Source organism: Allobacillus sp. SKP2-8 (genome assembly GCF_007559355.1).
GTDB classification, from domain to species: Bacteria; Bacillota; Bacilli; order Bacillales; family Alkalibacillaceae; genus Allobacillus; species Allobacillus halotolerans.
Genome location: NZ_VMHF01000002.1, coordinates 240,921 through 264,987, shown reverse-complemented (window position 1 = coordinate 264,987; position 24,067 = coordinate 240,921). Strand labels below are relative to the sequence as shown.

Sequence of the window (24,067 nt, the reverse complement as noted above, 5' to 3'; positions counted from 1 at the left end):
AGATAGATAAATCGGATGTAAGTAGGGTGAGAGTATGAAGCGAAAAGATTTACTGACACCAATAGGTATTGGTCTAGGTGCAACAATGATTTTATTAGGCATCTATTTTAACAGTGGATTTGGAGGCGTTTCGTCGTTTATTCAAGTTTCTTCCATCGTCGTCGTGATCGGCGGCTTGATTGGTGCCCTATTAATTAACTTTTCTGTCGTAGAAATGAAAATGTTTGGAAAAGTAATGAAGGAAGCTTTCCATAGTCAAAATTATAATCTTCGGGAATTGATTCAGTTATTTATTCAACTTTCAGAAAAGGCCAGAAGAGAAGGTTTACTTGCCCTGGAAAGTGAGATGGATGATGTAGACGATCCATTTATTAAAAAAGGGGTTTACTTGGCAATTGATGGAATTGAACCGGAAGTCATCAATGAAATCATGAATGCAGAGATTGCGGCTATGGAAGAAAGACATCAAAAAGGACGGAATGTCGTAGAGAAGGCGGGAGAATATGCACCTGCCTGGGGCATGATCGGTACATTGATTGGGCTTGTGTTAATGCTCAATAACTTAGAAACTCCAGAGACGATTGGCCCGAGTATGGCGATTGCCCTTCTGACAACATTCTACGGAATGGTATTGGCCAATCTTGTCTTTATCCCGATTGCCGGAAAGTTATACTCACGCACGGAACAAGAAGTATTTATGAAACAAATCATAGTAGAAGGTGTCATTGGCGTTCAATCTGGTCAAAACCCAAAAATCTTGGAAGAGAAATTGAGTGCATTCCTCTCAACTGAAGAGCTTAAACTGAACGAAAAAGAAGAGGAAGAAGAGATGATTGGGGAGACGATTAATGAATCGTAAACGTAGAAAACCACCAAAACGCGAAGCGCCAATGTGGATGGTTACATATTCGGACATGATTACATTAATTCTCGTTTTTTTCATTTTATTATTTTCCATGTCACAAATCGATGCAGTGAAGTTCAAAGCCGTCGCCGAGTCGTATCAAGAGCGTGTGATTTTCGACTTCATGCCGTCCGCAATTGAAATGGACCAACCGACTGAGAATCAAGAAAATCAATTGGATCCTGAAGAATCCGATTTTCAGGCGATGATCCCTGAAGAGAACGAGGAAGCAATGGAAAACGAAGAAAAAATGGATTCCACAGATGAAGAGTCTTTAAATGAATTACATGAAGAAGTGGAACAATTTTTGGATCAAGAAGAATTGAATGGGGTTATTTCGGCGAGCCGAACCGACCAGGGAGTTGTACTCGTTTTGCAAGAGCGTGTGTTGTTTGAATCCGGTGAAGCGGAATTGATTAAAGAAGGATTTCCTTTTTTAGAAAAGGTAGGGGTCTTGTTATCGAACATCCCAAATAACGTAAAAATTGAAGGGCATACCGATAGTCGACCAATCAATACATATCGTTTCCCGTCCAACTGGGAATTGAGTGGAGCACGGGCGAGTAGTGTGGTTCGATTTTTTGTGGAAGATCAGGAGTTGAACCCAGCACGTTTCCAAGCTTCAGGATATGCTGATACCAAACCATACGTTGAAAATAATAGTTCAGAAAATATGCGCTTAAATCGACGGGTGGAAATCACCATTTTGAGAGCAGAAAACCAGTGAATGACGGAAAGTCACTCACTGGTTTTATTTTTATCGTAAGAAGTATAGGAAAAATCAAAAAATTAATGATAAAGATAAGCCTATAAATATAGATTCTAGATAAGATAAATCTATGTTGCTAGCTCATTTCAAAAAATGTATTTTTGCTCGTTTCTAATGATTTCAAGCGATTTTCCTAATGTCAATTGATTTTTTTCCGTGATTTCTTTTTTACGAGGAATCTCTTTATACACACGTGAGAGATCCTGCCAATGTGTTGGTAATTTTACCGGACTCTTTGGTTGCCATTTTTCAAGCCATTCTTCCGGTAATGGACCTTGCAACGTTTGGCCATCTAAATTCGCAACGTTCCATAACTGTGCCCAGGCGCGTGGGACGACTCTCCAAATATCATAGCCACCACCACCCAAAGCAATCCATTTTCCATTACAATACTTATGTGCTAAGCGATGAACGAGCTTAGGAATCTCTTCAAAGATCTTCATGGAACAACATAAATGGGTTAATGGATCGTATGCATGTGCGTCGGCTCCGTTTTGACTAATTATAATGTCCGGACGAAAGTATTCCGTGACTTCTTCCAATGATTTTGAGTATACTTCCAAAAACGAGTCATCTTCGGTGAAAGCATCAATTGGTAAGTTAAAGGAATAACCAAACCCATCATTGTGCCCACGCTCGTTTACGTTCCCTGTACCTGGAAACAAGTATCTTCCCGTTTCATGGATTGAAAATGTGCAAACATTCGGGTCATCGTAAAACGCCCATTGTACGCCATCACCATGATGGGCATCCGTATCAACGTAGAGAACTTTTAAGTTATAATGTTCTCGTATATATTTGATGGCAATCGCCGCATCATTATATATACAAAAGCCAGATGCTTTCCCTTTAAACCCATGATGTAATCCGCCACCAATATTAACGGCATGGGTATAGTCGCCATTCATAACAGCATCAACAGCCGTCAATGTTCCGCCGACTAATTGAGCCGATGCTTCATGCATATGCTCAAAAATAGGTGTGTCTTGCGTACCAATCCCATATTGCATACCTTGTTCCTCTGACAACATGCCGACACTTGCTTTTTGTACAGCCTCAATATAGCTAGACTTGTGAATCAGATTGATTTCTTCATCCGTCGCCATTCGAGGTGCTATTACTTGCTCATCATCCAATGCCCCACTCGCTTTTAGTAATTCACTCGTAAGAACGACACGTTTTTGATTAAACGGATGGTCATCTCTGAATTTATAACTTAAAAATGCTTCTGAGAAAACAAAAGCTGCTTTATGTTCGTTCATTCGCTCATCCCCGGTAGGTTCGGCCAAATGACATGATAGCCTTGTTTTCTCAATTCATCGATGATAGGCATTGGATTCATCGTTTGAACTCGTAAAACAATTATTCTTTCACTGCGATCTTCTTTGGATGGATAGAGGAAAACAGATGAAATATTTGTATTGCGTTCACTGATGATTTGAGCAATTTTTGGCAATGTCCCTATTTTGTTAGGAACTCGAATTTCAATTTGTGAACTTTGTTCGCGAATTCCAGTTACTTGAATTAGTGTGTAGAGAATATCTTTCTCCGTGACGACACCAATGAGTTTATTTGCATGCGTAACAGGCACACACGCAATTTCGTAATCATAGAATAGTGAAGCAATATCTTCAATGAAATCAAGAGGATGTGCGGTAATAACAGGACTCGACATAATGGATTGAATGGGACTCTCCAAAATATCCAAATTTTGTTCAGCGGCCAATATGGAAGGAGCTGCATCACGGATGTCACGATCGGAAACAATGCCGACGACTTGTTCTTCATCATTTGTTATTGGAATATGTCTGATTCGGTGCTCATTCAGTAATTTTAAAGCGCTTTCAATTTTGTCTTGAGGGGAGAGTGTAATCACATCCCTACTCATAACTTCTTCGACTATCATTCTCATTCACGCCCCTTTATTAAAAAAAGAAATCTTCACGACCCATAAAACGCATGGAGTCAAACAGCTTAATCGATTCAGCATCAACATTTTCACCAATCCGGACGAGCAGACAATTCGCAGGGTGAGAAACAATCTCTGGGTCGTCTGTGGACATCGGTTTTAACCCACCATGAGCCATCATTTTCTCCATCACGTTACGATATTGCCAAATACTTAATCCAGTTGTTTTCATGTCCCAATGCCAATGATACTCTGTCGTGATTGTTATATAATTTTCCATATAATCGTCTCTCATAGCGACTTCCAAAATGGTTGAACCAACCTTCATTCCACGGTATTCATGGGAAACTTCAATTGCTCCTAGTTCCAATAAATTATCCATCTTGTAAGTTGCCCAACGCTCCATTGGATCAGGGTGCAAAAAAGTCGCATAACCGATAATTTTATCTTCGTCACGAGCAATAATAATGCGACCTTCTTCAAAATCTGCAATCGATAGAATTGCTTCATATTGCTTTTTTGGTGGCCTAAACGCTTTCAATCCATCATCGAAATAATAATTTTTAAGCTTTTCTGAATCGACAGGCCCCTCAATGATAATTTCTTTGTTGTTTTCACGAATGGTTTGACTGTAATATGTTTTAGAGTGTTCCAAATCGACACCACCTAATGAATTTAACGAATCCAATTTCATTATAACAGAAGATGTTTTGGAAAAATAGAATGAGATGATAAGGAGAGAGAAAGTTGATTATATAGCAAAAAAGGCAAGCGGCGGATGTCGCTGCTTGCCACTAAATTGATGGAGACTAGTGAAAGTTGTTGTCAGATCAAAGAGTGTTAGTTGCCGTCGTCTTTTTTCTCATCTTTCTTGTCGTTCCCACCGTTTCCATTTTCGCTTCCGCCGGAGTCACCGCTATCATCGGAGCCGCTGTCTCCATTTGAATCTCCGCCGCTTGCTTCTTCATCTTCTTTCTTTTTCTCTTCCTCTTTTTTCTTTTCATCTTCTTTCTTTTTCTTTTCTTTTTCCTCTTCTTTTTTCTTACGTTCTTTTTCTTTCTTCTTTTGTTCCTCTTTCTTTTTCTTCTCTTCTTCTTGTTTCTTCTTCTCTTCTTCTGAAGTTACGTTTCCGTATATGACTGTGCTGGACATACTTGATTCTTTACCGTAGAAGTTCACTGCACGAACAGCATAGACTTTATTTTTAGATGGAACACGTATTGAATTATCTGTCGTTGCTTTAATTTGTTTAAAGTCTCCACCTTTTTCATTAGCCATATAGACCCGGTAACCAATGGCGTTACTACTGTCATTCCAAGTCAACGTACTACCACTCATGGAAACACCGCTTGGCGTACCAGGGTTACTGTTTTTCGGTGAATCAGACTCAGGAACGACGAGATCATTCCAAGCTTCGTTATTCGGTAATAATTTACTGAGGTCATCAATCTGGAACCAAGCTGGTCCCATATCTTCAATGAAATCAGGTTTTATGAAATAGCCTTGTTCAGTAAATTCTTCTGGAGTCGAATCGGCAGCTTCATACGTCTTATCACCAATTTTCACATAGTTCCCTTTTACGACACTATCATCTTTTTCGGTCGGAACATGTTCGATATTAAAGAGATCGGTTTGAACCAAGCCGAGCGCTTGACACGCATCACTTGGAAGCTTGCCGGAAATCAAGCAGTAGCTGCGCTGCACGATTCCACCTGGGCTTTCATGTCGTTTGCTTGGCGTTACAAGTTCTGGATCGACTTCAGCTGCTGCATTGACCAATTCAGACCAGTAACCCGTATTACGACTGCTGTAACCAAGCGAACAACCACCAGGACAACTATTCAAACTCATAATATTACTTTCTCTACCCGTAACTTTTCCACTTGCATCTAAATCATATAATCCGTACCCGAACCATGTACCGATTGTGACATTTGGATTTGTACCGACAAACCAGGCGTCGGCAAAGTTTTGAGACGTACCCGTTTTCCCGGCCCAATCAACACTTGTGTTGTTCAAACGACTGTTCACATACGTTGCCGTACCGTTTGAAATAACATCACGCATGACATCTAAGGTTAGGTAGGCTGTCTGCGGTGAAAAGACTTCGGTTTCTTTAACCTCATGCTCAAAAACAGGGTTGCCATCTTGATCTATGATTTTTTCAATCATAAATGGCTCAGGTCGTTTTCCACCATTTGAAAATGCAGTAAATCCACTCGTAACATCTGAAACCGTTGTATAGAAAGAGCCGAGAACTGTTGGCATATGATTCTGACTTTGTTCTTCCGCTGGTTCAGTAAGCCCAAGTTTCGTTAAATATCTTGCAGGGTTATTGTCGACAGCCAACAAACCACGCATGACACGGGTAGCAGGCAAGTTATAGGATTTTGCCAATGCTTCTCTCGCGGTCACAATACCACGTTCTCTACCAGCATAGTTGGATGGTGACCAAGATTTTCCGCCAGGAGGAGTTATTGAAAATCCAATATCAGGAACTGGAGAACCTGGTTGGAAGACTCCAAGTTCAAACGCTGGTCCATATCCGAGCAATGGCTTCATCGTACTCCCGTTTGGTCGCGTATTATAAAAAGCATAGTTGATATTGTCATTTTCATAGCCACGTCCACCAACAAACGAAATAATCCGTCCTGTACTGTTCTCAATCATTGAAGCACCCGTTTCAATCGGAATCTCACGGGTTTCGACTTCGCCAGTTTGTGGATTAGTAACCTGGACCGTTTTCGTCGGATAGAAGTGCCCATAATTTTCGGTAGCATCTTGCCAAGCTTCATAGATATCTTTATTGATTGTTGTATGGATTCTATACCCTTTATGTTTCAAATCACGTTCCGCTTGTTCACGATATTCTGTTCGAGATTCTTTTTCCTCAGCTGAATAAAACTCTTCTTTTGAATACCCGTCGTTTTTGGCTAATTGCAATGCCAGTTTTTCAATGGCACGGCCTTCAATTTCAATTGTCAAATAAGGGTAATCTGAGAAAAGTGATTCTTTTTTGTCTGTCAAACTAGCAATGACATCAAAGTCTCTTGCTTCATTATATTGTTCTTCTGTTATTTTTCCCGCTTCTAGCATTCTGCTTAAAACAATATTTTTACGATCTAAACCGTCTTGTAATGCTTTTTCTGTTTTCTTTTCTCCGCCTTGGAGAAAGGGAGTATAAGCATACGGGTTTTGCGGCATACCTGCTATGTATGCTGCTTGAGCCAAGTTCAGTTCACTTGGTGCTACATCAAACAAACCATCAGCAGCAGCTTCGATTCCGGCAATGTTTCTACCAGAAGAGTCTCGTCCAAATGGCACGATATTCAAATAAGCTTCCAAGATCTGATCTTTCTCGATGAACTTTTCAATTCGAGAAGCAATCAAGATTTCTTTTGCTTTTCGGTCAAAGGAAACTTCACTGGAAAGAATTTGGTTCTTGACAATTTGCTGTGTTAGCGTACTACCACCAGATTGAGTATCTGCGTTTGTAAATTCTTGAAACATCGCGCGCATAATCGCTTTAGGCACGAATCCATTGTGCTCATAAAATAATTCGTCCTCTGTTGCGATCACTGCATCTTTTACATGTTGAGACACTTTATCTAACGTAGTTTCTTCTCTATGAATATCACTACGAAGCTTACCCATATACACATCATTCGCAAAGTACGTATGAGAAGTTTCCTCGTAGTCAAAAACGAGTTGTTTCATTTCTTCTTCATCTTCAACAGGCATATCATCGACCAACGAAGCGAAATAACCTAATCCGACGCCTCCGATCGCGAATCCGCCAACAAGTCCGATGACGATAAAGAATAATAAGATATTCCAACCGACATCCAAACCGATTCGAGTAAAACGAGGAAACTTTCCATCTTGGAAAAATTTTAGGAATTTATTTTTTGAATCATTAGAACCCATCGTCAAACCTCCTAAATAATCTAATTTATTATAGCATAGATTCATAGACTCTACATATTAGAGATTAACGCAGAAAATCAACTCTAAATGACTTTAAAATACAACGTTTTATACTTCCAGTTGAAAAACAAATGCAGATATGCTTAAATAAATGAAAGAAAAGCATATATACATGTATTGAAGAGTGAGAGTAGAGCATGTCTTAGGAGCAATAGAGAGCTGGTGGTCGGTGCAAACCAGTCCGATTCATGTTTCGAATTACGACTTGGAGCATTCTCTAATGAAAATTAGAGACGGTAAATCCGTTATCTGAAATGAGTGACAGCTACGGCTGTAACTAGGGTGGTACCGCGATTCCCTCGTCCCTATGATTGGACGTGGGATTTTTTTGTGGAAAAAATAAATTGCTTAGAAAGCTTAGGAGGATCCGTATGCATATTTTAGATGAGTTGAAACAACGAGGCTTAATCAATCAGGTCACTGATGAAGATGGCTTGAAAAAACACTTGGAAGAGAACCAGGTTTCTTTATATTGTGGATTCGATCCAACTGCAGATAGTCTGCATATCGGGCATTTACTACCGATTTTAATGCTAAAAAGATTCCAAATGGCAGGGCACCGTCCGATTGCACTGGTCGGTGGTGGTACTGGTATGATTGGGGATCCAAGTGGCCGAAACGAAGAACGACAATTAAACGATGCTTCAATCGTGCAACAATGGACAGAGGACATTAAAGGCCAATTATCAAAGTTAATCGATTTTGATGACGAGAAGAAAGGCGCAGTAGCCGTCAATAATTTCGATTGGTTATCAAAAATGTCTGTCATCGATTTACTTCGCGATTATGGTAAACATTTCAGTGTCAACTACATGCTTGCGAAAGAATCCGTTGAAGCTCGAATTAGACAAGGAATTTCTTATACGGAATTCACATACATGATTTTACAGTCATTGGATTTCCAACGTCTCTATCAATTGGAAAACTGCACGCTTCAAATTGGCGGTAGTGACCAATGGGGCAATATTACGGCTGGATTGGAATTAATTCGCCGCACAACTGAAGAAGGGGAAGAGGCGAAAGCTTTCGGCCTGACAGTACCATTGATTACAAAAGCTGATGGGACGAAATTTGGAAAAACTGCCGGTGGAGCCGTATGGTTGGATGCCGATAAAACATCACCATATGAATTTTACCAATTCTGGATTAATGCAGACGACCGAGATGTCGTGAAGTTTTTAAAATCCTTTACGTTCCTTTCACTTGAAGAGATTGCCGAATTGGAAAAAGAAGTGCAGGAGCGTCCTGAGCAACGGAAAGCGCAACAACGACTGGCAGAAGAGATGACAAAGCTCGTTCACAGCGAGGAAGCTTTACAGCAAGCGATTCGTATTTCTAAAGCGCTGTTCGAAGGCGATATTAAAGCTTTGAATGCTAAAGAAATTGAGCAAAGCTTTAAAGATGTTCCTTCCTATGAGCTAGATGAGAATTCAATTGGTCTTGTCGATTTACTTGTCGCCTCAAAAATTTCCTCTTCAAAACGCCAAGCGCGTGAGGATATTACCAATGGTGCTATTTATATCAATGGAGAACGTCAACAAGATACAGCTTATGAAGTAAATGACGAGGATAAATTGGATGGCATGTTTACCATCATTCGCCGCGGCAAGAAAAAGTATTTCTTGATCCGTCATCAGTAAATCCAATAAGGAAACTGGGACAAAAAGTTTATAAAAAAATTAAAACCCGAACAATTTACATATAAATAAATTGTTCGGGTTTTCCGTTTGGATGGCGCTCCATTTATTGGCGATAGGCTAATTCTTGTTTGGAAAACGTGACTTGAGCAGTCTTCGGCACGATTTCAGCAGTGAGCGGCCTATCTTCAACAGTGAGCGGCCCGACTTCATCAGTTAGTGGCCCATCTTCAGCAGTGAGCGGCCAAACATCAACAGTTAACAGCCGCACCTATATTTTTTTACTTCAACATTCTTTTTCTATCTCAGTCTCCTATTCCATGCTGGATAGATTGTTAATATTGTTATGCTACAATGCATGTCGAGAACGTATAGGTGTGATAAAATGGAATAGATCCAGAAGAAAAGAGAGGGAATACATAATGAATTGGACGACGAATGGTTCGAATGGGCCAAATAACAAATCGAAAACGGTTGTTTTTAATCAAAATAAAATGACCTCTACGCAAAAGAAGAAAATTTTTAAATGGGGAACGATCTTTTTCTTCATTTTTCTTCTACTGCTAACGATTCCATTCATTTTTAATTTCTTGACGAATTATATTTGGATGGAGTCATTAGGTTTTGAATCAGTTTATACGACGACATTGATCACGAAAATAAGTTTAGTCGTGGCTGGATTCTTGCTGTTTTTTATCTTCACCTATTTAACCCTTGCCGGGATGCAAAAAATTATTATCGATACGATTGGTAAGGCAAAGTTTATCCAACAAATTGGACCGAAAAAAATGGTTACATGGTCGAATATCATCATTTCCATTTTAATTGGCTTGCTTGGAAGTTTTATTGTCCAAAAGATAGGTTGGGAACCTGTATTAAAGGTGTTCAATCAGGTCAACTTCAACCAGGCAGACCCTCATTTTGGGCATGATCTTTCATTTTACTTTTTCACCTTGCCAGTGTTGAATTTCGTGTTGAATGTTTTGATGATCCTTTCTGTGATTTTAGCGGGTGTCGCAGCATTTAGTTATTTCATGTTTCAAGCGTTTCATCACCGCATTGCTAAAGTCCAGTTAGCTTTTTATATCACTATTTTTGGCTTGTCATTAGCGGCAACCCATTACCTTGGTATGTACGATGCGTTATTTACTAACAAAGTAAACGCGTTTCAAAAAAGTGCTGTTTATGGGGTGAGCTATACAGATGACGTCATTAATATCCCAAGTGCTTATGTATTGGCAGCAGTAACCGTGTTGGCTACTATTTGGGCCGTTGTGACGTTGTTCCGTAAAAATTACATGCGGTTGATCATTCCATTTGGTCTTTATTTACTCGTATTGTTCGGAAGTCAAGCGGCATCCTTTGTCGTTCAGCAATTTGTCGTCTCACCTAATGAATTCCAACAAGAGACACCATATCTAGAAGAAAATTTAGCGATGACTCGGCAAGCTTACGAGTTGGAAGATATGGAAGTGAAAGATCATCCAGGAAATGCTTCTTTAGACGAAGAGATGATTGAGCGCAATGAAATGACCATTAACAATATACGAATTAATGACTCACGTCCATTGAATGATGTTTATAATCAAATTCAAACTTTCCGGACGTATTATGAATTTGAAGATATCGATATTGACCGATATATGATAGATGGTGAGTACGAACAAGTATTTATCGGTGCTCGTGAACTAAGTATGAAAGACTTACCTGAACAAGCTCAAACATGGGTGAACCAAAATTTACGCTACACACATGGTTACGGCGTTGCGATGAGTCACGTAAATGAAGTGACAGCACAGGGGCAACCGGAATATCTCGTGAAAAACTTACCGACCTCGGGTGAAATCGATGTGGAACGGCCACAAATTTATTTCGGGGAACAAAACTACCCAACGGTTATTGTGAATTCAGCAGTTGATGAGTTCGACTATCCGGATGGCGAGTCAAACGTATCCAATCGCTATGAAGCGGATACAGGGATCCCGTTCACTGGTCTTAATCGATTACTTTTTTCATTGAATGAGATGTCATTTCGAATGTTAGTATCCGATCAAGTGACAGATGAAAGTCAAATTCTTGTTACACGTAATATTAAAGATCGTGTAGAACGTATTGCACCGTTCTTTGAATATGAGAAAGATCCGTATATATATGTACGTGATGATGGAAGTCTCGCCTGGATTATCGATGCTTATTTAACAGATAGCCATTATCCGTATGCGGAGAAATATAATGATAAAAATAACTATATTAAAAACTCGGTAAAAATCGAAATTGATGCTTATACCGGTGAAGTGAATTTTTATATCGTAGATGAAGAAGACCCACTTGTTCAAACGTATGCGAATATGTTCCCGGATTTATTTACAGATGACATTCCAGAAAATCTACAAGACCATTTCCGTTATCCGGAGCGATTGTTCAGCATTCAGGCAGAAATGTATGGAACCTATCACATGGAGAACTTGGAAGTCTTTTATAACCGAGAGGATTTCTGGCAGTTCCCGACAGAGAAATATTACGACCAAGACATCGAAATGGATCCTTATTATGTCACAATGAAATTGCCGGAAGCAGAACAAGAGGAATTTGTATTGATGATGCCATACACACCACGACAGCGACAAAATATGATTGCATGGATTGGTGTTCGTAATGACGGCGAGCATTATGGTGAGAAAATTGTGTACCGCTTCCCGAAACAACGGAATGTCTATGGTCCACAGCAGATTGAAAACCGAATCAATCAGGATAGTACGATTTCTCAAGAATTGAACTTATGGTCTCAAGGTGGATCAAAAGTCATTCGCGGAAATTTATTGGCTATTCCAATTGAAGATACCATGATGTATGTCGAGCCAATTTATATTGAATCAAGTAATGAAACATCCTTGCCGGAAGTCAAGCAGGTTGTGATTGCTTATGAAGATTATATTGTTATGGAATCGACATTCGATAAAGCACTGAATCGAATTCTGACTTATATTGAATCCAATGCAGCACCTGATGAAATCGAAGAAGGTGAAGCAGGTGTTCCACTGGAAGAAGCAAATGAATTATTGAATGAAGTATCCGATTTATTTGAGCAGTATCAGAATGCGTTATCCAATGGAGATTGGCAGGAAGCTGCAGATGTCATGACCCAAATCGAAGAACAACTAGCTGAAATGGAATAAATAACAAAAACTCCTCATTCATCACGAATGAGGAGTTTTAATATCGTATTGAATTTACTAGGTCAATCTACAAAACGATTGACGAAAAATTAGTCGAGTGATTTTTTGGATAGATACCAATCAACCACTTCTAAGCTATCATCCTTTTTACGTTCTTCGAGTTCCTGTTGTGTAGAAGGTGGTGGAACGATGACTTTATCGCCAGGCTCCCAGTTTGCAGGAGTAGAAACTTTATGTTCGTCTGTCGTTTGTAATGCTTTAATCAAACGAACGATTTCGTCCATGTTTCTTCCTGTTTGTAATGGGTAGTAGATAATTCCACGAATAACTCCTTTATCATCAATGACAAAGACAGCGCGATTCGTCTCTGTGGAATTATGTTCCGGTGTTAACATCCCGTATTTAGATGCGACGTCTTTGTTCAAGTCAGCAATAACTGGGAATTCAATTTTAATATTGAAATTTTCTTCGATGTTGTTGACCCATGCTAAGTGTGATTGGTTGCTGTCAATACTTAGCCCTAGTAGTTCTGTGTTCAATTCACGAAGTTGTGGATAAATCGCTTGAAAAGCAACAAATTCAGTTGTGCATACAGGTGTAAAATCTGCTGGATGAGAAAATAATACTAAATACTTCCCTTTATAATCTTCTAACCTTTTCATCCCTTGAGTCGTTACGGCTTCAAAATCAGGTGCTTTTTCACCAACACGTGGTATGCGGATCTCAGGTTGCTGATTCATTTCTTCAGACATTTTGTAACCCTCCTAAAATTTAATTCCTATATGTTTACTAGGATTTATATTTTAGTATAATCCCTTGCAAACGATTTGTGAACTAATATACCATATAGATTGAAAATAAATGGAGGTATGATGAATGAATACAACGATTGAAACACTCTTAAATCACCGTTCGATTCGCAAATATACGAGTGAACCCGTCTCTGATGAACAAGTTGAAACAATTATTCAAGCTGCACAAAGTGCTTCCACGAGTAGTTTTGTTCAAGCTTATTCGATCATCGGTATTAAAGACGATGACGGAAAGAAAAAAATAGCTGAGCTTTCTAAAAACACACATGTGGAACATGCCAGCCGTGTTCTCATTTTTTGTGCTGACTTTTACCGCCATGAGTTAATGGCTGAAAATAAAGGAGAATCGATTGCCGACACGTTAGAAAGTACAGAAAAATTCATTGTTGGCATTACGGACACAACGCTTGCCGCACAAAATGCAGCTATTGCAGCTGAGTCTATGGGACTTGGAATCTGTTATTTAGGTGGTATCCGAAATAACATTGAATCGATCGCAGAATATTTGGAGTTGCCTTCACATGTCATCCCGTTATTCGGAATGACGATTGGTTATCCAGCAGACCAGTCGAATCCAAAACCGCGTTTACCTTTACACCATGTGTATCATGAAGGGAAATATAATCAAGACGTTGAAGTATATACGAATCAATTGAAAGAATATGACGAGACCGTCTCCAGTTACTACGATACGAGAACAAGTGGTCAGAGACAGGATCGTTGGTCCGATCAAATGACGAACATGCTGAGCAAGCAAGTTCGTATGAATATGAAAGACTTTGTTCAAGGAAAAGGATTCAACAAAGCATAGTTAATCTTTATCTAGAACTTTTTGAAAGATTGAACCTTGATTACAGTAACTGAATTCATTAACACCCCCAAGCGACGCACAGAGCGTTCCTATGGGGGTGTTTTTTGAATTGAGTATAATTAATTACTAAACAAACGATTGATAGACTTGCCTGTATTGATAATCACACAAATAAATTTCATTCTTTTTAATTAATCAATTTAAAATATTCTAAAATTTTGATATAATGATACAACATAATTAGAAAGGGAGTTGGAACTAGATGAACAAAACAGATTTAATTGCCCCTGCAACTTACAACATTGTAAACGAAATGGAAAAATATGCTGATGGTTCTGGCAAAAAAGCGATTGTTTGGTTGGATGAAGAAGGTAATCGAGAAGAATGTACGTATGATGATTTAATGAAAAACGTTAATAAAATTGGAAACGCTTTTATGAAAAATGGTCTTCGACGAGGAGACAAAGTCCTAGTTATGATTCCTCGCCTGATCAAAGCGTATGAAGTTTATCTTGCTGCCATGAAAACAGGAGTCATCGTCATCCCGAGCTCGGAAATGTTAAAAACAAAAGATTTACAATACCGTGTGAGTCATAGTGAAGCGAGAGGAGTCATTTCTTATTATCCTTTTGTTGACCAATATAAAGGATTGGAAGAATACGATGAATTGGTGAAGTTCTCTGTCGGTCAAGCTGTTGAGGGTTGGAAGTTTCTAGATGAGTTAATGACTGAGGAGTCTGACGAACTGGGAATGGCGAATACGGAAAGAGACGATATTGCATTTTTACCCTATACATCCGGAACAACGGGTAATCCAAAGGGGGTTGTTCATACACATGGATGGGGATATGCCCACTTAAAAACTGCAGCACCAAATTGGCTTTCGATTAATGAAGGCGACAAAGTGTGGGCTACAGCCGGACCAGGCTGGCAAAAATGGATTTGGAGTCCTTTTCTCTCTGTATTAGGTTCAGGTGCAACTGGTTTTGTCTATAATGGTAAATTTAAACCAAGCACTTACTTAACTCTTTTGCAGGATGAAAAAGTCAACGTGCTATGTTGTACACCGACAGAATATCGCTTGATGGCCAAAGAAGATAACTTGGACCAATATGACCTGTCTGCATTGCACAGCGCTGTGTCTGCTGGAGAGCCATTGAACGTTGAAGTCATCAACACCTTTAAAAAGTATTTTGATATTACCGTACGTGATGGATACGGCCAGACTGAAAATACACTACTGTTAGGATTCATGAAAGATATGGAAGTGAAGCCAGGTGCTATGGGTAAACCGACACCAGGAAATGATGTCGATATTATTGATGACCTTGGTCAACCGGTAAAAACAGGAGAGGTAGGGGATATCGCTGTCAAACTTGATACGCCAGCTCTTTTCCGTGAGTATTACAAAGACCCTGAACGCACAGCGGCGTCCAGACGTGGAAATTATTACGTGACAGGTGACCAAGCATCAAAAGACGAAGAAGGTTATTATTGGTTTGAAGGAAGAAGCGATGATATCATCATTAGTTCTGGTTATACCATTGGACCATTCGAAGTTGAAGATGCTCTTGTAAAGCACCCAGCTGTTCAAGAATGTGCAGTAGTCGCCAGCCCACATGAAGTTCGTGGGAATATTGTCAAAGCATTTATCGTATTGAAAGGTGACAATGTACCTTCAGATGAATTGATCAAAGAACTTCAAGATCATGTGAAGGATTTGACAGCACCATATAAGTATCCGCGAGAAATTGAATTTATCGATGACTTACCTAAAACGACTTCTGGAAAAATTAGACGAGTGGAATTACGGAAACAAGAAATGAATTAAAACGAAAGCTAAAATGACTCCTTACCAAGTTGTGGTGAGGAGTTTTAACTTGTATGATAATAAAAATATATTATTGAAATAGTCCATGCATTCTCTTGTCGAACAAAAATGCAGTCGATATACTAAACAATAGTCACTCTTTAAGAAATGTAGGTGTCGGAATGAAAATCTTAGTCATTGAAGATGATAAAAGCTTATTCCATGAAATAAAGGAACGGCTTATACAATGGTCTTATGAAGTATATGGTATTGAGAACTTTTCAAAAGTGATGGAAGAATATAGCGCAATCCAACCTGATTTAATTATCATCGACATCCAATTACCGAGGTTTGATGGATTTCATTGGTGCCGAATGATCCGGTCAACATCAAGTGTACCCATTATCTTTTTATCATCACGTGATCATCCGACCGATATGGTCATGTCCATGCAGCTTGGAGCGGATGATTATATTCAAAAACCATTTCACTTTGATGTATTGATTGCCAAAATTCAAGCCATTCTTAGAAGAGTTTACAATTATAATAATGATCAAGTTCAATTAAAAACGTGGGCAGGTGCAACCATCGATTTTGAGAAAAACTTGGTGTCCACAAATGAAACGTCCATTGAGTTAACAAAAAACGAAGCTTTCATATTAAAAGGACTGCTAGAAAAGAAAAATAATATCGTTACAAGAGAGGAATTGATTCATCGTTTGTGGAATGACGAACGATTTATAAGTGATAATACATTAACTGTTAATGTAAATCGCTTACGAAAAAAATTACATGAAATTGATCTTGGCGATTATATTGAAACGAAAGTCGGACAAGGATATATTGCGAAAGAAGGCAATACAGAATGATGTTGAACTACTTAAACGAACGGAAAAGTTGGATAAGTATATTTGTGCTTTTTGAATTACTCCTTCTGTTTATGGCTTACCTAGATGAAAATTGGTCACTCCATTCTGTCAGATACTTTGTATTTCTGACCTCAATCATCTTTGTCATCTTTCTCATTATTCGTTATCTACGTGAAACAAAATTTTACAAAGCATTGGACAATCAAACAAACCAGTTTGATACCTCGGAAATACCAACACCTTTTAGACCATTTGAAAGAGTGGTCGCACATCGGGTTCATCAGCAATTTGACAAACTCAAATCGATGGAAACAGAAAATCGGATTCAATTGGAAGAAGAAAAAGACGAACTGCTTTCATGGATTCATGAAGTGAAAACACCGCTTAGTGCAATGAGTTTAATCATTGATCGTATTGAGAACCCTGCCTTAAAGTCGGACTTGGACTTCGAGTGGCTACGCATCCATATGTTGCTTGATCAGCAGCTCCATCGGAAGCGGATTGCTGTGATTGAAAGCGACTTGTATGTGGAAGAAGTCTTACTCGAACCGTTGATTCATGAAGAGATTCGTACGATGAAATCATGGTGTATGTATAAGAATATTGGTTTTGATATTGATTTACGAGAAGAGGTCGTTCTGACAGATACCAAATGGCTCTCCTTTATCGTCAGACAATTGCTATCTAATGCAGTGAAGTATAGTGAAAAATCTGATATATATATACAAAGCGAACAACAGAATGGCCAAGTTATTCTTTCAATACGAGATGAAGGCCAAGGGATTTTGTCAAAAGACATACCGAGAATATTTGAAAAAGGATTCACTTCGACGGTGCAGAAAGATCACGGGGCAACTGGTATGGGTCTGTATTTAGCGAAACAAGCCGCCGAATCTCTGCATATTCAAATTAAGGTTGAGTCACAACATACGGTCGGAACGTCGTTTATGTTAATCTTTCCGAAGAGAAATGAAATCGCCGAGTTATGGACATCTTACTAATGATAACGGTTCACGTGATCAACCTGAAAAGCATGTGACAAAAATGTCATATGCTTTTTCTATTTGTTCGTTAAAACAAAGGAGTCTATATGATTGTCACGATACAATAAAGACAGAAATAACGAGAGGGGAATCAGCCATGCATTTATTGAAGGCTCAAAAGATTTACAAAAGCTTTGGTAACAAGTTCAACCGTACGGAAGTGTTAAAAGGAATTGATTTTACCATCGATCAAGGAGAATTCGTGACGATTATGGGACCTTCGGGTTCAGGAAAAACGACGTTATTGAATGTGCTATCATCAATCGATCAAGTGAGTCACGGAACAATAACGATTGATGGACACACAATTACAAACATGAAATCCAAAAAGCTTGCTGAGTTTCGGAAGCATCATTTAGGTTTTATTTTTCAGGAATACAATTTACTTGATACGTTAACCGTCAAAGAAAATATATTGCTTCCTTTATCAATCCAAAAGGTTTCACGGCAGCAAGCAAACGAAAAATTCGACTTGGCTGCAAAGGAATTGGGGATTTATGAACAACGGAATAAGTATCCAAGTGAAATTTCAGGTGGTCAAAAACAGAGAACATCTGCAGCACGGGCATTTATTCATCAACCGAGTATCATTTTTGCAGATGAGCCGACGGGTGCACTTGATTCGAAAGCCGCTTCTAATTTATTGAACAAAATGGTTGAAATGAATGAGAAACACAAAGCAACCATCTTAATGGTTACGCATGATCCAGTGGCTGCCAGTTATAGTGATCGTGTCGTTTTGTTGAAAGATGGAGAGGTGTACTCACAATTAAATAAGGGCGATGAAGACCAACAATTATTCTTCAACGATATTGTGAAAACGCAAGGCGTGTTAGGCGGGGTGCAACATGAACGTTAATCAATTGATCTATCGAAACTTGAAGAATAATCTAAGAAATTATTATTTGTACGTATTTGCTTTAATTTTTAGTGTATCCATTTATTTTGCATTTGTAACGCTTCAATACGACGCTTCAATGGATCCAGCAACTGGAACGATCAAAGGGCAAGCAGCAGTCCGAGCAGGTACGATTGTTTTAATCTTAATTGTTGGTGTGTTTTTAGTTTACGCAAATAACCTATTTATTAAGCGACGCAGCAATGAAATTGCATTGTTTCAACTTATTGGGATGACGAAGGGTAAGGTTTTTCGACTGTTGACGATAGAAAACTTAATTCTTTATCTTGTGTCATTAGCAATTGGAATTGGTGTTGGATTTTCAATTTCTAAGTTAATGGTTATGATTGTGTATAAATTAACCGATGTAACCGATATTGCGACGATGCATTTCTCTACGGAAGCACTTAAACAGACACTGATCGTCTTTGGTATCATTTACTTACTCATTATGTTCGTCAATTATTTGTTTATTAAAAGAGAAAGTATACTATCCTTATTTACGATTCAGCAGTCAACGGAGATCAAGGTGAAGAGGCTATCGATTTTTCAAGTATTACTCGGTCTGTTAGGTATTGGTTTAATCATTTCTGGTTATGTTGTTTCCCAACAGCTATTTAGTGGAGACTTCAGTACAACCAATGAACTGTTCTATGCGATGGCATTTATTTTAGGAGCAGTTATAGTAGGGACATACCTATTTTATAAAGGTTCCGTCACTTTTGTTTTGCAATTGATTCGGAAAAGCCATAAAGGTTATTTATCAATTAATCAAGTCCTATCAACATCGTCGATTATGTTTCGAATGAAGTCAAATGCTTTATTGCTGACAATCATTACGACAGTGTCTGCCCTAGCAATCGGGTTACTAAGTTTAAGTTATATCTCTTACTATTCAGCTGAGAAGCAAGCAGAGAATTTTGTCATTAATGATTTCTCTTTAGTAAATGAGGAAAGTTATAAACAATTTACGTCAATATTAGAAGAGAACGGTATCGATTATCAGGTAAATCAAATCGAAGTATTCAATGTCGAGTTAGATGCAACAAATATTATGGATTTTAACTATGATGAGGACTCTTCAGTGACGATGAATCCAAGTGAACTACAATTACCGATTATCAGTGATGAATCGATCGAGGAAATTGATGTGGATGAAAATCACTTCTTTCTATCCGGTTATTCAGACTTTCTTCAACGATTCATGTCATTTAAAAAATCGGGAGAAGCAACAATTAAGACAGAGAGCGAACAATTCTCGATGAAATTTATAGGATTGAATCGTGAGTACTATGTCTCGAACTACTTTACAAATGGGGGCGGAATGCCGATCGGTATTGTCGATGAAGCGAAATACCAACAATTGAAAACGGATATGGACCCCGAATTACAACAACGATCACAAGATGGAGGTGCTATGACCTTCAGAGGCATCGATGTTAGCGAGCAAGATATTGAGAAAGCAAATGAGCTTTTTCTAACTGAAGAAATAGATCGATGGGCAGGAAATGATTCACAACAAAACATGGCTCGAAATCAAAGGATGAACATGGGCTTAATTATGTTTATCGTTGGATTTCTAGGTCTCACGTTTTTAGTGACATCAGGTTGTATATTGTATTTCAAGCAAATGGATGAAAGTGAAAATGAGAAACCGAGCTATACGATTCTGAGAAAGTTAGGGTTTACACAACAAGATTTAATAAAAGGTATTCAGCTCAAGCAATTTTTCAACTTTGGAATTCCTTTATTGGTCGGATTGCTTCATAGTTACTTTGCTGTTCAGTCTGGGTGGTTTTTCTTTGGAACAGAAGTATGGACTCCGATGTTAATTGTCATGATTGTATATGCAATTCTTTATTCACTGTTTGGTTTGTTATCCGTGTTGTATTATAGAAAAATCATTCAAGAAGCTTTATAAACTTTCTTTGAATACATCAAGTTCTCAATAGAGGGCAAGTTCAAAATAAGCTCCGTTATTTTACAAAAAAATGACGGAGCTTATTTCATTAGCGTTAAAAACTATCTTCACTGAAGCCTGAAGTGAAAATTAAGTATTCTTTGTTAAACACTTGGCCGTTTCTGCCGATATATAAACTGTAACGGAAAAATTTCATAGTAAAATGTAACAAATTTCGCTATACTAAACGTATACAATAGAATTTAATACATAAGGACGGAATTGTTCAGTGGCATACATAAACGAAATTTCTCCAATTAAAAAGCTTAATATATTTCATGTTTTTCAACCCATCATAAATTTGTCGAACGATGAAATCATTGGGTTTGAAGCGCTCATCCGTTCGGAAGAGATCCCGAATCCAGAGGTGCTTTTTCAGAAAGCCAAAAACGAGGGCTTGCTATATGAGTTGGATATGTTATCCATTCGTTTGGCGTGTGAAACGTTTAAAAAGGAATGTTTACAGGAAGAGCCCAGCGCATTTACTCTGTTTATTAACATTTTTCCTTCTACGCTTTGCCACCAACATTTTTACGAAGAGTTTATTAAAATCATTGAAGAAGTAGCATTGGACTTTCAGAACATTGTGATAGAAATCAACGAAAAAGAAAAAACGAATATTTACAGACTCCATAAAAATATTCAACAGCTAAAACAAGTCGGGTTTCGAATAGCCTTAGATGATCTGGGTAAAGGGAATAGTATTTTCAACAGTATCGAGATCGAAACACACATTGCAAAAATCGACCGTTTTTATGCGATGAATTTGAAAACGGATTCGAAAAAGAAGTTATTTATTCAGTCGATCATGGAATCTTTTTCTGCGAATATTTTTATCGTGTTGGAAGGAATAGAAACTGAGGAAGATTGTCATGTAGCCAAACAACTAGGAATTCATTATGGTCAAGGATACTATTTTGGCAGACCAGGCTCATTAAAGAATTTCATATAAATCAGATTAAATTTTTAGGTGAATAGGTTCTAAAGTTTATTTGTCTTTAAATGCCCTTCTTCTAATGAAACATTTGCTGCTGATTTTTTCTTTAAGATAGACACAAAATTGAGAAAACGATCACATCAATATACAGTTGTTTATGTTATCATAAAGGTAAGCAAAGGTAATTGAAGGAGGACAAATAATGTATTTTTACCTATTCCTCACGATGGTTGTTTCTATTATTGCACTTATTATTACGATTATGATCGGTAACCAAGGAAAGAAAGATTATAATTCAAACAAAAGTTTCTCCAGTTTGTCTGTTATGTATGTCATTTTAATTCCTCTGATTATCGTTTTTGGATTTATTGGTTGGTATTTATTTTTATAAGATTTGGCATTACATATTACAATGGAAAAGTTACCCCTATGACGTTGATGGATTCAATATCATTGGGGTAACTTTTTGCAATTTATTAGAAGACAATGTGTGTGATTCTTAATAAAAAAACTCTCGGACTTTATTAAAAGTTCGAGAGTTTTTTAGTTCAACATTTTGAAAGCTAATTAACGAGAGTAGAATTCAACGATTAACGCTTCGTTGATTTCAGAAGGCATTTCTTCACGCTCTGGGAAGCGGTTGAAAGTAGCTTCTTTTTTGTCAGCATCGACAGTTAAATACTCTGGTACGTAGTTATTCACTTCGATTGCTTCAGCGATAATGTCAAGATTTTGGGATTTTTCTTTCAACCCAATAACTTGGCCAGGTCTTACGCGGTAGGAAGGAATGTCAAGACGACTTCCATCTACAGTGATGTGACCGTGGTTTACAAGCTGACGCGCTTGACGACGTGTACGTGCAAAACCAGCACGGTAAACGAGGTTATCCAAGCGAGATTCTAGCAAGATCAAGAAGTTCTCACCATGAACACCTTTCATGTTACCTGCAATAACGAACGTGTTGCGGAATTGACGTTCTGTAATTCCGAACATATAACGTAGTTTTTGCTTTTCTTGAAGCTGTAAACCATATTCGGAAAGCTTTTTACGCTGTGTTGGACCATGTTGGCCTGGTGCGTAAGGACGTCTTTCCAATTCCTTTCCAGTTCCGGTTAAAGAAATACCGTAACGTCTGGATTTTTTCCAGAGAGAGCCTGTGAATCGTGACACGAGCTTCTCCTCCTTTTATGTTATATTTGCATAAAATAGTAACAGTGTGTCCCTCAATCACCATGCGCATTTTGCTTTCATGCATCTTCGCTCCAGCAGCAGAGAGTTACGGGATACACCTCATCGTTGAGGTACAAAATACAACATAGCTGGTACACATAGGCTGCTCTTTATTTTACACAAAGACCATTATAAGTGTAATACTTACTACCGTCAAGGATATTCACTAGAAAGTTTAGTCTATGAAACGGATGAGTGTATCAACGAATTCTTCGAGATATTTTTGATCTGTCTTATCAAAACGATTTTTAATTGGGCTATCGATATCCAACACGCCGTAAACTTTGCCATCTATAATTATAGGAACGACGATTTCAGACTGGCTTTTGGCGTCACAAGCGATGTGACCTGGGAACTGATTCACATCAGCTACCAATTGCGTTTTTCTAGTCTGAGAGGCTGTTCCACAAACCCCTTTGCCATCTGCAATGCGAACACAGGCAGGAAGTCCTTGAAACGGTCCAAGAACTAGTTCACCATCTTTCATTAGATAGAATCCAACCCAGTTAACCTCATTTAAAAATTGATTCAGTAAGGCACTTGCATTGGACAAATTAGCGGTGACATCTTTTTCATCTTCCAATAAGCTTGCAAGTTGTTTAATCAATAATTGATAATTTTCTTCTTTTGTTCCATTATAGGAAATTGTTTCAAACATATGTAATTCTCCTTTTTGTCGTAATCTCCCGAAATGTATGGGAAGGTTTTTCAATCATTCTATCGAATGGTATACTAATATGAGGTGATTTCATGTCAGAAAAAAGTTCCAAAGATAAAATAATGGAATCTGCTGCAGAATTATTCTATTATAATGGCTTTAAAGGGACATCCATTCGGGCGATCACAGCGAAAGCGGACGTCAATGTTTCTTTAATCAGTTATTATTTTAAAAATAAACAAGGATTACTCGAAACGATGACTGTCGATTATTATGAACGGTACTTGGAATTAGTCGAAAATTTACTTGAAGATCGCCAAGATGACCAGCCAGCAGAACGTATATTGAATGTAATTGAAGAAATTATACAATACAAGTATGAGAACTTTCAATTCACATGTTTTATTCAACGTGAATTGTCATTAGATAATATTTTTATCAGGGAAATGTTTTCTACTTATGTGGCGAAAGAGCGATATTTAATGAATGAAATGGTGAATACGGTAGCAAATGTATTAGAATTGAAAGGGGCCTCAAAGGACGCCTTACATATTCAATTAAAAAGCTTATTAAATGCTCCGTTCATGTATGCCAATGATTGGCAAAAAGGCTATACGTGGGATCAGAGTGGTCAATCATTTATCCGAGCTTATATTG

Annotated in this window: 21 protein-coding genes and 1 other annotated feature; of the genes, 13 read left to right on the top strand and 8 right to left on the bottom strand. The window is 38.2% G+C overall.

Annotated elements, in window-relative coordinates:
- Window positions 1–34 precede the first annotated feature (34 nt).
- Window positions 35–859: a flagellar motor protein MotP gene (gene motP / locus FPQ10_RS04550; protein WP_144160932.1), complete on the top strand. Its 825-nt coding sequence runs from the start codon at window positions 35–37 to the stop codon at window positions 857–859.
- Window positions 849–1,631 carry a flagellar motor protein MotS gene (motS, locus tag FPQ10_RS04545; protein WP_144160929.1) on the top strand — a complete coding sequence of 261 codons (783 nt, stop codon included), beginning with the start codon at window positions 849–851 and terminating at the stop codon, window positions 1,629–1,631. Before motP ends, motS begins: the two co-directional genes overlap by 11 nt.
- A gap of 128 nt (window positions 1,632–1,759) precedes the next feature.
- Here the strand turns inward: motS and FPQ10_RS04540 are convergent, their stop codons facing one another.
- From FPQ10_RS04540 to FPQ10_RS04525, 4 genes are all read right to left on the bottom strand, one after another.
- Window positions 1,760–2,935, bottom strand: a complete 1,176-nt coding sequence (locus FPQ10_RS04540) for an acetoin utilization protein AcuC (protein WP_144160926.1) — start codon at window positions 2,933–2,935, stop codon at window positions 1,760–1,762.
- Window positions 2,932–3,579, bottom strand: coding sequence for an acetoin utilization AcuB family protein (locus tag FPQ10_RS04535; protein ID WP_144161070.1), 648 nt, complete (start codon window positions 3,577–3,579; stop codon window positions 2,932–2,934). Before FPQ10_RS04535 ends, FPQ10_RS04540 begins: the two co-directional genes overlap by 4 nt.
- Window positions 3,580–3,598: 19 nt before the next feature.
- The gene (locus FPQ10_RS04530) at window positions 3,599–4,237 is read right to left on the bottom strand and encodes a GNAT family N-acetyltransferase (RefSeq protein ID WP_144160923.1); all 639 of its coding nucleotides are present in this window, start codon (window positions 4,235–4,237) and stop codon (window positions 3,599–3,601) included.
- A gap of 185 nt (window positions 4,238–4,422) precedes the next feature.
- Window positions 4,423–7,509, bottom strand: a complete 3,087-nt coding sequence (locus tag FPQ10_RS04525) for a transglycosylase domain-containing protein (RefSeq protein WP_186278533.1) — start codon at window positions 7,507–7,509, stop codon at window positions 4,423–4,425.
- Window positions 7,510–7,677: 168 nt separating this feature from the next.
- Window positions 7,678–7,879 (top strand) — a binding site (T-box leader).
- A 61-nt stretch (window positions 7,880–7,940) separates the two neighbouring features.
- On the opposite strand from FPQ10_RS04525, the gene tyrS reads away from it, so the two are divergent.
- Window positions 7,941–9,209 (top strand): tyrosine--tRNA ligase, encoded by a 1,269-nt coding sequence (gene tyrS / locus FPQ10_RS04520; protein WP_144160917.1) that lies wholly within the window; start codon window positions 7,941–7,943, stop codon window positions 9,207–9,209.
- Window positions 9,210–9,312: 103 nt separating this feature from the next.
- Here tyrS and FPQ10_RS12935 read toward each other — a convergent pair whose 3' ends face one another.
- Window positions 9,313–9,477, bottom strand: a complete 165-nt coding sequence (locus tag FPQ10_RS12935; RefSeq protein WP_186278532.1) for a hypothetical protein — start codon at window positions 9,475–9,477, stop codon at window positions 9,313–9,315.
- 151 nt (window positions 9,478–9,628) lie between these two features.
- On the opposite strand from FPQ10_RS12935, the gene FPQ10_RS04515 reads away from it, so the two are divergent.
- Window positions 9,629–12,382 (top strand): UPF0182 family membrane protein, encoded by a 2,754-nt coding sequence (locus FPQ10_RS04515; RefSeq protein WP_255439692.1) that lies wholly within the window; start codon window positions 9,629–9,631, stop codon window positions 12,380–12,382.
- An 89-nt stretch (window positions 12,383–12,471) separates the two neighbouring features.
- On the opposite strand, the gene FPQ10_RS04510 is transcribed toward FPQ10_RS04515, so the two are convergent.
- Entirely contained in the window at window positions 12,472–13,134 is a 663-nt protein-coding gene (locus tag FPQ10_RS04510; protein ID WP_144160914.1) for a peroxiredoxin, read from the bottom strand.
- A gap of 124 nt (window positions 13,135–13,258) precedes the next feature.
- Between FPQ10_RS04510 and nfsA the strand changes: the two genes are divergently transcribed.
- The 8 genes from nfsA to FPQ10_RS04470 all read left to right on the top strand — a co-directional run bounded on the left by nfsA (window position 13,259) and on the right by FPQ10_RS04470 (window position 21,913).
- Window positions 13,259–14,005 (top strand): oxygen-insensitive NADPH nitroreductase, encoded by a 747-nt coding sequence (gene nfsA, locus FPQ10_RS04505; protein WP_144160911.1) that lies wholly within the window; start codon window positions 13,259–13,261, stop codon window positions 14,003–14,005.
- A gap of 262 nt (window positions 14,006–14,267) precedes the next feature.
- On the top strand, window positions 14,268–15,836 hold the full coding sequence (gene mbcS / locus FPQ10_RS04500; RefSeq protein WP_144160908.1) for an acyl-CoA synthetase MbcS: 1,569 nt from the start codon (window positions 14,268–14,270) through the stop codon (window positions 15,834–15,836).
- 161 nt (window positions 15,837–15,997) lie between these two features.
- On the top strand, window positions 15,998–16,684 hold the full coding sequence (locus FPQ10_RS04495) for a response regulator transcription factor (protein WP_144160905.1): 687 nt from the start codon (window positions 15,998–16,000) through the stop codon (window positions 16,682–16,684).
- Complete coding sequence (locus tag FPQ10_RS04490) at window positions 16,681–17,685, top strand: sensor histidine kinase (protein WP_144160902.1); 1,005 nt, start codon at window positions 16,681–16,683, stop codon at window positions 17,683–17,685. Before FPQ10_RS04495 ends, FPQ10_RS04490 begins: the two co-directional genes overlap by 4 nt.
- A gap of 139 nt (window positions 17,686–17,824) precedes the next feature.
- Window positions 17,825–18,586 (top strand): ABC transporter ATP-binding protein, encoded by a 762-nt coding sequence (locus tag FPQ10_RS04485; protein WP_144160899.1) that lies wholly within the window; start codon window positions 17,825–17,827, stop codon window positions 18,584–18,586.
- On the top strand, window positions 18,576–20,546 hold the full coding sequence (locus FPQ10_RS04480) for an FtsX-like permease family protein (protein ID WP_144160896.1): 1,971 nt from the start codon (window positions 18,576–18,578) through the stop codon (window positions 20,544–20,546). The genes FPQ10_RS04485 and FPQ10_RS04480 overlap by 11 nt, the downstream gene beginning before the upstream one ends.
- A gap of 268 nt (window positions 20,547–20,814) precedes the next feature.
- Complete coding sequence (locus tag FPQ10_RS04475; protein WP_144160893.1) at window positions 20,815–21,537, top strand: EAL domain-containing protein; 723 nt, start codon at window positions 20,815–20,817, stop codon at window positions 21,535–21,537.
- A gap of 187 nt (window positions 21,538–21,724) precedes the next feature.
- A complete protein-coding gene (locus FPQ10_RS04470; protein WP_144160890.1) occupies window positions 21,725–21,913 on the top strand; it encodes a hypothetical protein in 189 nt (62 codons plus the stop codon).
- A 176-nt stretch (window positions 21,914–22,089) separates the two neighbouring features.
- On the opposite strand, the gene rpsD is transcribed toward FPQ10_RS04470, so the two are convergent.
- Both rpsD and FPQ10_RS04460 read right to left on the bottom strand, forming a co-directional pair.
- Entirely contained in the window at window positions 22,090–22,692 is a 603-nt protein-coding gene (gene rpsD / locus FPQ10_RS04465) for a 30S ribosomal protein S4 (RefSeq protein ID WP_144160887.1), read from the bottom strand.
- Window positions 22,693–22,927: 235 nt separating this feature from the next.
- Window positions 22,928–23,410, bottom strand: a complete 483-nt coding sequence (locus FPQ10_RS04460; RefSeq protein WP_144160884.1) for a GAF domain-containing protein — start codon at window positions 23,408–23,410, stop codon at window positions 22,928–22,930.
- Between the two features lie 92 nt (window positions 23,411–23,502).
- Here FPQ10_RS04460 and refZ point away from each other — a divergent pair.
- A partial coding sequence (refZ, locus tag FPQ10_RS04455; protein ID WP_144161064.1) for a forespore capture DNA-binding protein RefZ occupies window positions 23,503–24,067 on the top strand: 565 nt, incomplete at its 3' end.

What these genes read in the sequence shown, in the direction of transcription:
- motP (WP_144160932.1), top strand. Translation starts at nt 35, where the DNA reads ATGAAGCGAAAAGATTTACTGACACCAATAGGTATTGGTCTAGGTGCA.
- motS (WP_144160929.1), top strand. Translation starts at nt 849, where the DNA reads ATGAATCGTAAACGTAGAAAACCACCAAAACGCGAAGCGCCAATGTGG.
- FPQ10_RS04540 (WP_144160926.1), bottom strand. Translation starts at nt 2,935, where the DNA reads ATGAACGAACATAAAGCAGCTTTTGTTTTCTCAGAAGCATTTTTAAGT.
- FPQ10_RS04535 (WP_144161070.1), bottom strand. Translation starts at nt 3,579, where the DNA reads ATGATAGTCGAAGAAGTTATGAGTAGGGATGTGATTACACTCTCCCCT.
- FPQ10_RS04525 (WP_186278533.1), bottom strand. Translation starts at nt 7,509, where the DNA reads ATGGGTTCTAATGATTCAAAAAATAAATTCCTAAAATTTTTCCAAGAT.
- tyrS (WP_144160917.1), top strand. Translation starts at nt 7,941, where the DNA reads ATGCATATTTTAGATGAGTTGAAACAACGAGGCTTAATCAATCAGGTC.
- FPQ10_RS04515 (WP_255439692.1), top strand. Translation starts at nt 9,629, where the DNA reads ATGAATTGGACGACGAATGGTTCGAATGGGCCAAATAACAAATCGAAA.
- FPQ10_RS04510 (WP_144160914.1), bottom strand. Translation starts at nt 13,134, where the DNA reads ATGTCTGAAGAAATGAATCAGCAACCTGAGATCCGCATACCACGTGTT.
- nfsA (WP_144160911.1), top strand. Translation starts at nt 13,259, where the DNA reads ATGAATACAACGATTGAAACACTCTTAAATCACCGTTCGATTCGCAAA.
- mbcS (WP_144160908.1), top strand. Translation starts at nt 14,268, where the DNA reads ATGAACAAAACAGATTTAATTGCCCCTGCAACTTACAACATTGTAAAC.
- FPQ10_RS04495 (WP_144160905.1), top strand. Translation starts at nt 15,998, where the DNA reads ATGAAAATCTTAGTCATTGAAGATGATAAAAGCTTATTCCATGAAATA.
- FPQ10_RS04490 (WP_144160902.1), top strand. Translation starts at nt 16,681, where the DNA reads ATGATGTTGAACTACTTAAACGAACGGAAAAGTTGGATAAGTATATTT.
- FPQ10_RS04485 (WP_144160899.1), top strand. Translation starts at nt 17,825, where the DNA reads ATGCATTTATTGAAGGCTCAAAAGATTTACAAAAGCTTTGGTAACAAG.
- FPQ10_RS04480 (WP_144160896.1), top strand. Translation starts at nt 18,576, where the DNA reads ATGAACGTTAATCAATTGATCTATCGAAACTTGAAGAATAATCTAAGA.
- FPQ10_RS04470 (WP_144160890.1), top strand. Translation starts at nt 21,725, where the DNA reads ATGTATTTTTACCTATTCCTCACGATGGTTGTTTCTATTATTGCACTT.
- FPQ10_RS04460 (WP_144160884.1), bottom strand. Translation starts at nt 23,410, where the DNA reads ATGTTTGAAACAATTTCCTATAATGGAACAAAAGAAGAAAATTATCAA.